This is a genomic window from Nostoc sp. CmiVER01 (genome assembly GCF_034531135.2).
Taxonomy (GTDB): Bacteria; Cyanobacteriota; Cyanobacteriia; order Cyanobacteriales; family Nostocaceae; genus Nostoc.
Window position 1 is genome coordinate 17,206 of record NZ_JAVRBU020000023.1, and the last position, 14,392, is coordinate 31,597.

Consider the following 14,392-nt stretch of genomic DNA (forward strand, 5'->3'; position numbering starts at 1 on the left):
ATACCCAATCGCCAGTACCTAATTCCCAATTCCCAATCTTGGAGATAATCCTATGGATCACATGAGTTTTTCATTTTCAGACATGATCGCTGGTTATGTCACCCACTTTAACCGCAGCGAAAAATCATTTGGTATCAAAACATCAGATGGACGAGAATACCAAGCATACCTCACCCCTAGCGCCTATGGTCGGATTAGCCAAAACTTAGACGAACCTTATCTCGACTGTACTGCTCGGTTTGGTGAAATGCTCACTCCCGGTCAGCATGTGTTTGCTTATGGTGTTTTCTATCCTTGTGGACAAGATTATAAATTTGACGTTAAATATCTTGTTTTTCCGGGAGATGCACCCAGTAAATATCGTCATGAAGAACCAGATTGGTGGGTCAAACAAATACGTTCAATTGCTGATTCTTATCTAAAATGGCAGTTTGGCTACCCGGAACAGCCGATTGATTATAAGGAATATCGCACTTATCTCAACTTAGCTGGTAGTAAAAAGCGTGATGATTTCTTACAAGAAACTGATACGATTTCTCGCTTAGTTTATGGTTTCGCCTCAGCTTACCTATTAACTGGAGAAGACCGATTTCTAGAAGGTGCAGAAAAAGGTACTGAGTATCTGCGCCAGCACATGAGATTTTACGATCCAGATGAAGATTTAATTTACTGGTATCATGGTATTCAAGTTACAGGCAACCGAGAGCAAAAACTACTAACGTCTGAATTTGGCGATGATTATGATGCCATCCCAGCCTATGAACAAATTTATGCTCTGGCTGGCCCCATCCAAACTTACCGCATAACTGGCGATCGCCGCATTCTTAAAGATGCAGAGATGACTATCGATTTGTTTGATCGCTTTTTCTTAGATAAAGATGGCGTTGGTTATTTCTCTCACATCGACCCCTTAACTTTAGACCCGCGTGCAGAATCCCTTGGTGCAAATCGCGCCCGCAAAAACTGGAACTCAGTAGGAGATCACGCACCAGCTTATCTAATCAATTTGTGGCTAGCAACTGGCGAACAAAAATACGCCGATATGCTGGAATACACTTTTGACACAATCGCTAAATACTTCCCAGATTACGAAAATAGCCCATTTGTCCAAGAAAGGTTTTACGAAGATTGGAGCCACGATACCACCTATGGATGGCAGCAAAACCGCGCTGTAGTCGGCCACAACCTCAAAATAGCCTGGAATCTGATGCGGATGCAAAGCCTCAAACCCAAAGCTGAATATGCAGATTTGGCAAAAAAAATTGCTGCACTGATGCCAAATGCGGGTAGCGATCGCCAGCGCGGAGGCTGGTATGATGTGGTAGAGCGAATACTGGGCGAAGGCGATGAACAATACCGCTTCGTCTGGCACGACCGGAAAGCTTGGTGGCAGCAAGAGCAAGTAATTTTAGCCTACTTGATTCTGCACGGCATAACTCAAGAGCCGGAATACTTACGTCACGCCCGCGAAGCGTCAGCATTCTATAATGCTTTCTTCCTCGATCATGATGACGGCGGTGTTTACTTCAACGTTTTGGCCAACGGTTTGCCCTATTTGATGGGTAATGAGCGATTTAAAGGTAGCCACTCAATGAGCGGTTATCACTCAACCGAATTGAGCTATTTATCGGTAGTTTACACCAACCTACTAATTACTAAGCAACCAATCGACCTTTACTTTAAGCCACAGCCGGGAGCATTTAAAGACAACATCCTGCGGGTACAACCAGATATTTTGCCACCTGGAAGCGTGCGGATTGGTCAAGTATGGGCAAATGAGCAAGAGTATAGTGATTTTGATGCAAATGCATTAACAGTAAAGCTCCCCGATACCCAAGAACAAATAAAAATTAAAGTCCGAATTGTCCCGAATTAGTGAAATCAAAAGAACTAGGCGATCGCATAAATAAGAGTCCAAGAGTGCGATCGCTACTTTAAAAGTTAAGATGCCCCGCAGGTATCAGATTTTAGTTGGTGGACACTGCATAAAACTATTGTGTTTATTGAAATTTGAGATTAATACACTATGACAATTAACATCGAATTGCTGCCAGTAACGTTGTTAAACACGGCTGTCGATCAAGACCAGGCTGATTCGAATACACTCGCACCAATAACAGTGGTAGAAATAGTTGGCGATATAGACACCAATACAGCTCCCCTAGCTCAAGAGCGAATTTTACCACTAGCTCAACCTGAAACCAGAATGATTCTGGAAATGACTAATGTGCCTTATATGTCCAGTGCTGGCTTAAGGATGCTGCTGTCGCTGTACCGGCAATTATCTGCTAAAGGCGGACAGATTATTTTGGTAGGACTTTCCGAAGAAATTCAGGACACAATGTCCATGACTGGATTTCTCGACTTTTTTCAGACTCGCAACACCCTTGATGAAGCCTTAGAAACTTTCAATAACAAAGTTCAGGTCAAAGACACGTAATAGCTTGTGAGAAATCTGGGTTTAGCCCTTCCTCAAGCACTAAGGTGATTACTACGAACTCCCTTTGAAGAAGAATTCAGAAGTCAGAATTTAGCAGTCAGAATTAATCAGTCGGGGATTCAGACCCGCGACTGATTGAAGACCTCTAAATCTCCGATTTGGAGGGGGTTTTAGACCCGTTTATTCATCCGCTTTTTCGTTCAGAATTCATACTGAATTCTGGCTCCTGACTTCTGAATTCTGTTTGATAAAATTACGGTACAAATAAATAACCTATCACAAAACTTCAAAAGACTTACAGTGCTGGTTTATTTATTTCATACTGCATACTTCAGCTTTTTTGTACTAGCCCAATAGGAGCTATAAATGCAGAGAATTGATATCCATCCCACCCATAGTTACGAAAACTTTAAGCTACGTCCCGGTAGTCCAATTCCTTTTGGAGCAACCTTAGTACCAGGAGGCGTTAACTTTTCTATCTTTTCCCGTCATGCCAAATCCTGTACCTTAGTACTGTTCAAAAAGCACGCCCTTGAACCAATGGCGGAAATTCCGTTTCCAGAAGAGTTTCGCATTGGTAATGTCTTCAGCATGACCGTATTTGACTTGGATTACGAAAACCTCGAATACGGCTACCGCATGGACGGGCCTTTCGACCCCAAACAAGGACACTGGTTTGACACCAGCAAAATTCTTCTAGACCCATACGCCAAAATCATCGGTGGCAGAGATATTTGGGGAGAAAAACCCGACTGGGATAATATATATCAGCATCGATCGCGTTTAGCATTTGATGACTTTGACTGGGAAGGTGAGCGTCCACTACAAATTCCTACTGAGGATTTGATTATCTATGAGATGCACGTCCGCAGTTTTACTCAGCATCCCTCCGCCGGAGTGAAGCATCCAGGGACATTTGCTGCCATCCGTGACAAAATCCCCTATCTTAAGGAGCTAGGTGTCAACTGTATTGAGCTGATGCCCATCTATGAATTTGATGAATTTGAAAACAGCCGCCCTAACCCCCAAACAGGGGAAGTACTACTAAATTACTGGGGTTACAGTACTGTCGGCTTTTTTGCGCCGAAAGCTGGTTATGCAGCTACAGGCAAATATGGGATGCAAGTTGATGAACTCAAAACGTTGATTAAAACTCTGCATCAAAATGACATTGAAGTAATTCTAGATGTTGTTTTCAACCATACAGCAGAAGGTAACGATTATGGGCCGACGATTTCCTTTCGCGGAATCGACAACAAAACCTACTATATGCTGACCCCAGAAGGTTACTACTTTAACTTTAGTGGCACTGGTAACACCCTCAACTGTAATAATCCAATTGTTCGCAATATGGTGCTCGACTGTCTACGCTATTGGGCTGCTGAGTATCACATTGATGGCTTCCGCTTCGATTTGGCTGCAATTCTGGGACGTGACCCTTGGGGCGCACCACTCTCTAACCCACCACTTTTAGAAAGTCTTGCGTTTGACCCAATTCTCGCTAACTGCAAACTCATTGCTGAAGCTTGGGATGCAGGCGGTCTTTACCAAGTCGGGTCTTTTCCAGCATTTGGGCGTTGGTTAGAGTGGAATGGTAAGTACCGTGACACTATTCGTAAATTCCTTAAAGGTGAACCAGGGATGGCGGGAGACATGGCACAGCGACTACAAGGTTCACCGGATCTCTATGCTTGGGCTGACCGTGGCCCGACAGCTTCGATTAATTTCATTACCTGCCATGATGGTTTTACGCTGATGGATTTGGTTTCATACAATGGCAAACACAATGAAGCCAATGGTGAAAATAACAACGATGGTACTAATGATAATGAAAGCTGGAATTGTGGCTGGGAAGGTCAGACTGACAATCCAGATATCAACGCCTTGCGCCGACGACAGATAAAAAATGCTGTGGCTATGTTGATGGTTAGCCAAGGAGTGCCAATGATCCTCATGGGGGATGAGGTAGGACGCACACAATACGGGAATAATAATACTTATTGCCACGATAACGAACTCAACTGGCTGGATTGGAGATTATTGGAATCTCATGCAGATTTGTTTAAGTTTTTTAAAGACTGTATTGCTCTTCGTAACGCCCATCCTGTGCTGAGAAATAAATACCACTTTCGCAATGTGGATTATGTCGGCAGTGGCTATAGCGATATTACTTGGCATGGAACTCAAGCATGGAACGCTGACTGGTCTAACGAAAGTCGCATCGTGGCTTTTATGCTTTGTGGTCAACACGCTAAAGAGGGGACGGTAACTGACAATTACATATATGTGGCGATGAATATGCATTGGGAAAGTCATTGGTTTGAGATACCAGAACTTCCCCAGGAAATGCAGTGGCATGTTTGTGTTAACACTGGTGCTGCTCCTCCAGAGGAAAGTTGGGCACCAGGGACGGAACCATTACTGCAAAACCAGCACGGATTGTTTATCGGAGGTAGATCGGTGGTCATATTAGTGGGTAAATAATACAATTCGCAAGTTCTAGAGATATCAGGACTGAGGTAAAATACCTCCCAAACTCTTACTGCTCTACCTTGTGTCAATCGCTACAACATGGGGATGCCACTACGAATAGACCCACCGTAACGCGCTGGTTTCTCTGCATACTCTCCGGCAAGCCCTTCGGGTGACGCTCCTAACGTCGCTAACGCTTCGCTAACAGCAGTCGCTCATGGGGGAAACCCCCTACAGCCCTTCGGGCATCCTACGGCAGGTGCTAGCCTCTCCCTTTGGGAGAAGACCGCGCTGCTTCACCGCTCTACATCTACGTTTTTCTATAATTATGCGTAAGTCCCGTAAAATCCCAAACGGTATATGGTATAAGATGTGTCATATCATGTCCGCCTAATTAGTTATAATTCCCCATCTATGCAAAAACTAGGAAAACTTCTTTCCCCCTGCTCCCTGCCCCCCTTGTACTGAGCGCAGTCGAAGTATGCTCCCCTGCGGTTTTAATGATAAATCTTTCACCGAACACAATATCATGCCTAAAATTATATCTGTCCACTCATTTCGGGGGGGCACTGGTAAATCAAATATAACTGCTAATTTGGCTGCTACTGTTGCTCGTTATGGGCATCGGGTTGGTATCGTTGATACTGACATCCAATCTCCAGGGATTCATGTCCTTTTCGGTTTCGATGAGGAAATGATGGAGCTTTCCCTTAATGATTATTTATGGGGGCGCTGTGATGTTGAGGATACAGCCTACGATGTTACTTTTGCTTTGAAAGAAGTAGCTAAGAAAAACAGCGCTATTTACCTTATCCCTTCTTCTCTCAATCTGGGTGAAATTACCAGAATTTTACGTGAGGGATATGACGTAGGCTTGCTACATGACGGCTTTCAAGAACTGATCGAGAGACTAAATTTAGAATATCTATTTATTGATACTCACCCTGGACTCAATGAAGAGACTTTACTCTCGATTACCATTTCCGATGCTTTGATTATCATTTTGCGTCCAGATCATCAAGATTTCCAGGGTACGGCTGTAACTGTGGATGTCGCCCGTCAATTAGAAGTGCCCCAGATGCTAATGGTTGTGAATAAAGCACTGCCAAATTTAGATTTTGATACTTTACGACGACAGGTAGAAATAAGTTACAACGCTTCAGTAGCGGGCATTTTGCCTCTATCAGAAGAAGTAGTTCACCTAGCCAGTAGAGATATCTTTTGCTTACGCTACCCCAGTCATCCCTTCAGTCAGATTGTGGAAGCGATCGCTAAACAAATTCAGTAGATCGAAAACTTTTATAAGTTGACGAAATAATCAGGGTTTCAGCCGACGTTTTGGGGTTGACGATCGCGATCGCTTGCACTGCACTCTTAACCCACCAACAATGCCCGTTCCTTGAAAAGCAGACTCCAACAGGATTCCGGCAGACTATGTTCCTAAACTCAAATGAACGGCTCTTCAGGCTTCTGGAAAACTTTTCGATCTACTGAAATTATCACATGAAATACTAACAGACATTAACCCGGTGTCAGCAGTCATGAATAAAATTAATTTTTTAGCCATAATATTTCTAATTACAAAAATAATTAGTCCCATCTCAGTTAAAGCTGAGACTCTTACTTTATCTCAATTAATTAATAATAAACTTATTGCAGAAGTAGGAGAAAGGGTTAGTAAAAAAGCTCTCTTACGAAAGTGCCAAAAAGAGTTTTGCAAGAGGTATAATCTAAGTTTAGAAAATTCAACTACTGAAGTACCACTACCAAGAGATGCTGTAGCTGAACAAGAAAAAATCTGGAAAAAGGGTTATGAAAATTATTTAGGTGCAATTTTTTCTAATCAATTAATGACATCTAACACTATTAAAAACAAACTTCAGGAAATTGAGAATGACACTGGAAAGAAATCTGCTGTTATTTATCTAATACCAACAAATAAACAGCTAGAAATACTTTTAGTAACTGCGAAAAATAACCCAATTAATAAGAGTATATCAGTAGCTAATAAAAATACTTTATTCAAAGTAACTAAACAGTTTCAAGCTGAACTTAGTAATCCTAGAGAAGTTAATACTACGAGCTACTTAGCGTCTGCACAACAACTTTATCAGTGGTTAATTGCTCCAATTGAAAAAGACCTGAAAGCTCAAAATATAGATACTTTAGTTTTTTGCGTAGGTACTGGCTTGCGCTCTGTACCTTTGTCAGCATTGCATGATGGTCAGAAATTTTTGATAGAAAACTATAATATCAGTTTAATTCCTGCCTTCAGCCTGATAGACACTCGTTACACTGACATCCGTAAATCTTCAGTTTTGGCAATGGGAGCTTCCCAATTCAAAGACTTCGATCCTTTGCCTGCTGTACCTATAGAGTTATCTACAATTGTGAAGAATCAGGGGGGGGAACGTTTCCTAAACGATAAATTCACTTTAAATAATTTGCGATCGCAACGAAAACGGCAACCTTACAAAATTGTTCACTTGGCAACTCACGGAGTCTTCCAACCAGGAACAGCTAGTAACTCCTACATTCAATTTTGGAATAATAAGTTGTACTTAAACCAATTGCGACAGTTGCAATTGAATGTTCCTACTGTAGATTTATTAGTATTGAGTGCGTGTAGAACTGCCTTAGGAGATCGGCAAGCAGAGCTAGGCTTTTCAGGGTTAGCTTTGCAAGCGGGAGTCAAGTCGGCAATGGGTAGTTTGTGGTCTGTTAATGATGCTGGGACTTTAGCGTTGATGACAGAATTTTATATGCATTTGAAAACAGCACCGATTAAAGCTGAAGCTCTTAGGCAAGCGCAAATAAGAATGCTTAAAGGGCAAGTTCAGTTTAAGCAAGGACAACTGCGCTCCTCTGGGTTAAGGACAGAAATGCCTTTACCACCAGAACTATCAGAACTGGGAGATTTAAATTTATCCCATCCGTATTATTGGGCAGCCTTTACAATGATTGGCAGTCCTTGGTAGATAATACCAAGGACTGCATCTGTGGGAAAAATAAAATAATTATGTATTTTATTCTGCCCTCTGCCTCCTGCCTTCTTCAAAGTTCAGTAGACCTCTTGCATAAATATTTTGTGGTATGATTATGGATTATTCTAATTTCAGTTTTTGGTAAGAGTTTATAAATTGTTTCAAGCAAGTATTATCAGGCGATGACAACGACAAACCGCAGGCATTGCTAACTAAAAAAATGGAAGTAAAGGTTGCTTCAGTTATTCATTAATTACTGAAATTATTTGATAAGTTTGATTTTTAATCGATTTATATGGCTAATTCGTGATTATAAATTCCCGCAATTAAATTAGACCTTAACCCAAAACGTCGGTGACGATTTCGATAGCTATCAGATAATATTCTGAGGATTTCTTATTTTCCTCTGCTTAGAGTGATGGAAGAGCGATAAACAAACCCTTTGGTCAAATTGACTGAGGGGTTGTTTTTATTAATGTCGTTATAGGGCAATATGGTTCAGTTAAGGGCTACTCGTACAAAATTTTGGGTTTTTGAGACGCGATAAATCGCCGTCTCTACGAGTGTTTTGGTCTTATCTGAACCGTATTGCCTTAGAAGTAAGACTGTTAAGGAATTTTACAAGAAGTCTATTAAACGATAATATCGCTTGCCACTAGTAGTGGTGATCCTTCAAGCTGAATCTCGAAATTAGCCGCTAGATTACTATCAGTATTACCTTGGAGAATACCTCCAGAATAACGGATCTGACCTGCTGCGGTGAATGCGCGAGTTCCAATGTAAGTGAAAGCTTGGTCGCCTTTTATGATAGTGTTAGCGTCTATCTTATACCAATTTAATATAAAGCTGCATAGAATAAAGCTTCCAGGATAAAGTTGTAAGAAGAGACAGAAATTACCTGCTCAAAAGTAAGTTGGTCAAATATTTCTTGGATGCGCTCGCGTAAAGCTTGTAAAGAAGAAAAAAGTTGATTTTTGAGTGGTTTTTTGAGCAGCTGCCAAAGCCTTTCAATTGGGTTGAGTTTAGGGGCTGATGGTGGTTGAAACAGAGGAATAATATTCTCCGGCCAACGGAGCTTTGAACTTGTATGAGCCGGTGCTTGATCAACCTGTAAAATAGCGTAATCGGGCCTAATTCATCCAATTCGCCAACTTCTGGAATGACATCTTCTTTTGGTACATCTGGAAGTTTTTCTCCCAGTTGCTTGCCCCAATAAATTAATGATTGCACAAGGCTGGCAGAAGATTTTGAACTTAACGCAGTCACGTTGTCGAATCTTGCAATTCCTGCCATTAGCTTGCCAAAAGTATTATTTATTATCTGAGTCTTTAGCTACCTAATTTAGTATTGCTTAGTCTGATGTTTACATAACTGATTAAAAATTTCAAATTCAATGTTGTGGGATAACCAGCTTTTTTACACAATAAAAAAGCTCGAATTTTGAAGTGCTAATTTATTTAGTTTCTGGTGACTTGATTGTTCAAATTCTTACGAGTGAATTTTTTGTTCGTGTAGTTTACTCGTGCTACATATTGAAGTGCGGAATATAGGTTATAAGTATTCATCCGAACTTGATATAACTCATCAAAAAGTAAGCGATTTCTGTAGATGCAAAGATGCCTCTGGTACGGAATTTAAATATATTTGCTAATGCTCAACTTTGCTGTTAGATAGCCCATCTTTTTGGGAAAACTAGTCTTATTAATTAGTAAATTATTATATCCTTAGATTTTTATGACAATTTCTCTCTTTTTTGGAGATGCTGGGCGTAGCTTCCTTATCCGTTCGCGGAGCGTCCCGCAGGGAAGGGGTATGGATAGCCACGGTGAAGTAAGCAGGAGGCAGAGGGTTGCAATACAGTTTAGACTGCTTTTCTACACGAGAGGCCGCGCGATCGCAACTGGTAAAAACTAAGAACATGCTTGTCTGTGGAAACTTATACCAATTCTGTATGAAGATGCGCTTATGATGCAAGAAATGAAGAACGAACCGCCAAGAGCGCCAAGTACGCCAAGAAGAAATAAGAAATTCTGATCTATCCAATTTCTTTTTTATTGATGTTTAGAACAATGAAACAAATGAATAATAATTCGCTAGGACAAAAACATAAAAGTATTTTTGTAAATAAACTTAATTTAAGAGTTACTAAGAAAAAGGCTTTCTTCGGTACTCTCATCTTATTGCTTGGTTTGCTTGGAATTGGCACTTTCTGGTTTAAATCCAGATATGATTTTGATAATAAGATGACGGTTGAAATCCAAGAATTATCTAATGCCGAGTATCCAGCAAATCCTGCCCATTTAGGCAAAAATTTTCAAAGATATTCCCAACGGAAATTAACAATTATCAAGAAAGACGAAACTCACTTCGATTTTATACTGGAACCGACAAATAAAAAAACAGCAAAGATAATTATAAAAAATGTTGATTTAAAGCTATTAGTGCCTAAAGCACCAGAATGGGTGAAAAAAGATAAAGGTTTAGAAATAATTGCCTTTACAGATCGGGAGTGGAACCGACAACAAGTTAGCTTTCCGGCAAATTCTGAAAATATAGAAATTATCGGAGGCGATGGTTTTGAAAAGCAAAATCTTGTAGAGATTGCTTTGGCTAACAATTGCTTAAATGCTGGATTTTGGGAAGTTTTGCTTTTTACGAAAGAAGATGGTAATAAATCCCTTTATTATCAAAATTGGTTTACCTTCCCATTAGGACATTATAAAAATGTATTTGAAAATATCAATAAAATTTCTTATTGGGACTATTGGTGGAGATTAGAACACTGGCAAGATCCGAGTGGTACAGTAATAAATACTAATTTGCTCAGGAAAGTGAGCGATGAAAAAGAAATCGTTACCAACTTTCCAATTGATGAAAAAATCATTGCGGCAGGGGAACAAAGTAGAAAAGTTAGGACTACACTAGCAACTAATTTAACTAGCTGGGGAGATTTTTATAGGAACGAAAATAAAATCGAATTTGCAACATTTAGATCACCAGGGTTTTACGATGCCAATAAACCTTGGAAAAATGAATACTGGAGAATAGGTAAATTTGAAAAAACTATTTTAAGAAACATTAAAACTATCGGTAATCAGCAAGATTTGCAGGAGATAGAATTGATATTAGGAGATACAAGAACTGGAGAGAAAAATAAATTATTGATCAGTGGCATCGATATCAAAAATCTTCCTAAATTGCCTGTGGAAGAATATCCTAAAGGCTTATATATGCCGATGGGAATTGGGATACCTCCTTTTTATCAAAGTTACGAAGAATTAACAAAATCTCATCCAGATGAAAGCCCCTACTTCAGTTTTTTACTAGATTCAAAAGATAGATGGATAGATCATCACCACTTAGCAGTTGATGGTTCAGTAATGCACCTTGATATGGAGAATCCAAATCTTTTGCATCTTTATTTACTGTCTTATGAAAGAAATACTTTAATTACTCATCTCTTAATCTATTTGAAATGAACACCGCGCTACCACTCATTACTCAGCACTCTCTTATGCTAAAAAACCTTAAATTACTGAAAATCGCTCACCAAGGAATTCTCAAGCAATTCCTGATCACTTTCTTACCACTGTCCGTCCTGGTCGGGGGCGTGCTGATCATCATTCATCAGGCAGAGAGTAAAACTGAACGGGGCGCAATTTCGATCAACGAAAGCCGTAACGTTGAACTGCAAGCCAAAATAGCTGCTAATGATTTCAATTTAATTAAGTCAGACTTGATGTTTTTGGCTACCCAAAACGAACTACAGTCCATGCTCAACCGACCTGGGAGTACAACTGAAACACTGGAGTTAAGGCAGGCGATCGCTAAAGAGTATGTTTCCATGTCTCAGCAGAAGCAACTCTATGACCAGATTCGCTTTCTTGACATAACTGGTAAAGAAATTGTCAGAGTCAACTTTAATAAAGGTCAGCCCAGCGTTGTCCCTGACGAAAAGCTGCAAGTCCAAGCAAAGCGTTACTGGTTTAAGGATACCTTACCCCTCAAATCAGGTGAGGTCTTTGTTTCGCCACTGGATCTAAATATTGAGCGGGGCAAAATTGAACAACCGCTCAAACCAATGATCCGTTTTGGCACTCCTGTATTTGATTCTCAGGGGCAAAAACGCGGCATCGTTGTGCTTAACTATCTAGGTGAGAAATTTATCCAGAATCTGCAAAAAGAAAACTCGACAACTTTAGGCGAAATGCAGCTACTCAATGCTGATGGTTATTGGCTTAAGGGATCAAAGCCAGAGAATGAGTGGGGCTTTATGTACGAAGACCGCAAAAACCAAACCTTCGCCAAAGCCTTTCCGAAAGTTTGGCAGCAGATAGCCACAACGGAGTCGGGACAGTTCCAAACGGCTGAAGGATTATTCACCTTCAAAACCCTGTATCCTCTACTGGAAGTTCAAAAAGCTCAATCCAGTACGGGGGCGACCCGCGCCTTTGATTCCAGTCAAGAGAAGGTGGATGCCAAGTCTTACCGTTGGAAAATTTTGACTCATGTTCCCTCTGCGATCTTAAATGCGCGATCGCAAAGTTCTTTTAAGCGACTCGTGCTGTTTTATGTTGTTCTGACTGGGTTGATTGGGGTAGGTTCCTGGCTATTAGCCCTATCCCGCTTGGGACGGCAACAAGCAGACACAGAACTGCAAGCAACATTCGCTGACCTGACTGCGATTATTGACAATCTAGCAGATGGATTACTAGTAACCAACACCATTGGACAGATCACCCGCTTTAACCCGGCGCTACTCAAAATGTTCCAGCTTGGCGACATTGACCTTAAAGGAAAAGACTATCAAGAAATTTCTCAAGTTGAAATTGCTAATTTGGTAAAGCAGACCCACAAGCAGTCACGAGAAATCTTCACAGCTGAGGTCGATCTAGCAGCAGGTCGAGTTGGTCAAGCTCTAGCAACCACCATCTTTAAAGAAGCTTTTAAGGATGAGTCGAGGAAGTGGCTAGGCTCAGTGATCCTGATTCGGGATGTGACAGCTGAGAAAGAGATCGATCAGATGAAAACCGATTTCATCTCTACGGTTTCCCACGAGTTGCGGACGCCACTAACTTCTGTCCTCGGTTTTGCGTCGATCATTAAAGAAAAGCTGGAAACTGATGTTTTTCCAATACTTCCTACCGAAGACCGTAAACTTCAGAAAACGATTAAGCGGGTGGGTGACAATCTCAACATTATTGTGTCAGAAGCAGAACGCCTTACATCTTTGATTAACGATGTCTTAGATATCGCCAAGATGGAAGCAGGTAAGGTGGAATGGCAGATGCAACCCCTCGATCCGAGCGAATTACTCGATTGGGCAACCAATTCTACCGCCGGGTTGTTTGAAACTCATGGCTTGCAGTTAGTGTGCGAGATAGAACCTGGACTGCCTCAGATACTAGGCGATCGCAATCGTCTGCTACAAGTCCTGATCAATCTGATTTCTAATGCCGTTAAGTTTACCGAATTCGGTTCTGTCATCTGCCGCGTTAAACAAGAGAACGAAGGTGTTTGCATCAGCGTCATTGACACAGGCGTTGGTATTACACCTGAAGACCAGCCAAAAGTATTTGAGAAATTCCGCCAAGTTGGCGACACCCTCACCGACAAACCCAAAGGCACAGGGCTAGGACTGCCCATCTGTAAACAAATCGTCGATCATCACGGTGGTAGAATCTGGGTGGAGAGTGAACCAGGTAAGGGCAGCATATTCTCGTTCCTCATTCCCACCTCTGCTAGCGATCGTAAAACCAGTACCAGTCTGAATCTGGATGCGCTAGTCAAACAACTTAAAGAACACGTCATCACCACAAACCCTGTGCTGAATCAAAATAGCAAAACAATTCTGGTAGTAGATGATGATATCAACATTCGGGAATTGCTTCGTCAACAACTGGAAACCGAAGGCTATAATGTTCGGGAAGCGAAAGACGGCGTGGATGCTATTCATCAAATAAAAATAGCCCGTCCCGACCTGATTCTGCTGGACGTGATGATGCCCCAAATCAACGGCTTCGATGTGGCAGCCGTCCTCAAAAATGATCCCCAGACCGCAGACATTCCGATCATTATTCTGTCAATTATTGAAAACAAAGAACGAGGCTACCATATTGGCATTGATCGCTATCTCACTAAGCCCATTGACACAGAGAAACTCCTCAACGAAATTGGCTCATTGCTTTCCCAAGGTACTTCCAGTAAAAAGGTATTGGTTGTGGACAAAAATGCCTCAACCTTAAAAACCATATCGGATGTACTACAAACTCAGGGATACAGCGTGATTGCAGCCTCCGATCCCCAAGAATGCATCAATAAAGCTCGGTCAGCCAAACCTGACATGATCATCATCGATTCTATTTTCTCTCAAGAAGCCGACATGGTGAAAACTCTACGGTTTGAGAAGGAGTTGAAAAATGTATTTTTTATTATGCTGTCCGAACAGTAATCGCTGTGACTGGGGATTGGTCAAAAATTAGTTTAACCCAATGCC

Annotated in this window: 8 protein-coding genes and 2 pseudogenes; 7 read left to right on the top strand and 3 right to left on the bottom strand. The window is 41.2% G+C overall.

The window, feature by feature from the left end; genetic code table 11:
• Positions 1–52 precede the first annotated feature (52 nt).
• The 5 genes from RMZ43_RS31000 to RMZ43_RS31020 all read left to right on the top strand — a co-directional run bounded on the left by RMZ43_RS31000 (position 53) and on the right by RMZ43_RS31020 (position 7,890).
• Positions 53–1,876 carry an AGE family epimerase/isomerase gene (locus RMZ43_RS31000; RefSeq protein WP_322652426.1) on the top strand — a complete coding sequence of 608 codons (1,824 nt, stop codon included), beginning with the start codon at positions 53–55 and terminating at the stop codon, positions 1,874–1,876.
• A 150-nt stretch (positions 1,877–2,026) separates the two neighbouring features.
• On the top strand, positions 2,027–2,440 hold the full coding sequence (locus tag RMZ43_RS31005) for an STAS domain-containing protein (RefSeq protein ID WP_322652427.1): 414 nt from the start codon (positions 2,027–2,029) through the stop codon (positions 2,438–2,440).
• Between the two features lie 366 nt (positions 2,441–2,806).
• Positions 2,807–4,924 (top strand): glycogen debranching protein GlgX, encoded by a 2,118-nt coding sequence (gene glgX / locus RMZ43_RS31010; protein WP_322652428.1) that lies wholly within the window; start codon positions 2,807–2,809, stop codon positions 4,922–4,924.
• A 517-nt stretch (positions 4,925–5,441) separates the two neighbouring features.
• Positions 5,442–6,200, top strand: coding sequence for a MinD/ParA family ATP-binding protein (locus tag RMZ43_RS31015; protein WP_322652429.1), 759 nt, complete (start codon positions 5,442–5,444; stop codon positions 6,198–6,200).
• A gap of 253 nt (positions 6,201–6,453) precedes the next feature.
• Entirely contained in the window at positions 6,454–7,890 is a 1,437-nt protein-coding gene (locus RMZ43_RS31020; RefSeq protein WP_428850941.1) for a CHAT domain-containing protein, read from the top strand.
• Between the two features lie 297 nt (positions 7,891–8,187).
• Here the strand turns inward: RMZ43_RS31020 and RMZ43_RS31025 are convergent.
• The 3 genes and pseudogenes from RMZ43_RS31025 to RMZ43_RS31035 all read right to left on the bottom strand — a co-directional run.
• Positions 8,188–8,283: pseudogene (locus RMZ43_RS31025) on the bottom strand (IS5/IS1182 family transposase); the annotation flags it as partial.
• 448 nt (positions 8,284–8,731) lie between these two features.
• Positions 8,732–9,031 (bottom strand): transposase, encoded by a 300-nt coding sequence (locus RMZ43_RS31030; protein ID WP_428850944.1) that lies wholly within the window; start codon positions 9,029–9,031, stop codon positions 8,732–8,734.
• A pseudogene (locus RMZ43_RS31035) lies at positions 9,028–9,120 on the bottom strand (IS1 family transposase); the annotation flags it as partial. The pseudogene RMZ43_RS31035 and the gene RMZ43_RS31030, both read right to left, overlap by 4 nt.
• An 854-nt stretch (positions 9,121–9,974) precedes the next feature.
• Between RMZ43_RS31035 and RMZ43_RS31040 the strand changes: the two are divergent.
• Both RMZ43_RS31040 and RMZ43_RS31045 read left to right on the top strand, forming a co-directional pair.
• Entirely contained in the window at positions 9,975–11,375 is a 1,401-nt protein-coding gene (locus RMZ43_RS31040) for a hypothetical protein (protein WP_322654414.1), read from the top strand.
• Positions 11,376–11,410: 35 nt separating this feature from the next.
• The gene (locus RMZ43_RS31045; RefSeq protein WP_322654413.1) at positions 11,411–14,347 is read left to right on the top strand and encodes a response regulator; all 2,937 of its coding nucleotides are present in this window, start codon (positions 11,411–11,413) and stop codon (positions 14,345–14,347) included.
• Positions 14,348–14,392 lie beyond the last annotated feature (45 nt).

Excerpts from the sequence above, each read along its gene's own strand:
- RMZ43_RS31015 (WP_322652429.1), top strand. The coding sequence starts at position 5,442 with ATGCCTAAAATTATATCTGTCCACTCATTTCGGGGGGGCACTGGTAAA.
- glgX (WP_322652428.1), top strand. The coding sequence starts at position 2,807 with ATGCAGAGAATTGATATCCATCCCACCCATAGTTACGAAAACTTTAAG.
- RMZ43_RS31040 (WP_322654414.1), top strand. The coding sequence starts at position 9,975 with ATGAATAATAATTCGCTAGGACAAAAACATAAAAGTATTTTTGTAAAT.
- RMZ43_RS31000 (WP_322652426.1), top strand. The coding sequence starts at position 53 with ATGGATCACATGAGTTTTTCATTTTCAGACATGATCGCTGGTTATGTC.
- RMZ43_RS31005 (WP_322652427.1), top strand. The coding sequence starts at position 2,027 with ATGACAATTAACATCGAATTGCTGCCAGTAACGTTGTTAAACACGGCT.
- RMZ43_RS31020 (WP_428850941.1), top strand. The coding sequence starts at position 6,454 with ATGAATAAAATTAATTTTTTAGCCATAATATTTCTAATTACAAAAATA.
- RMZ43_RS31045 (WP_322654413.1), top strand. The coding sequence starts at position 11,411 with ATGCTAAAAAACCTTAAATTACTGAAAATCGCTCACCAAGGAATTCTC.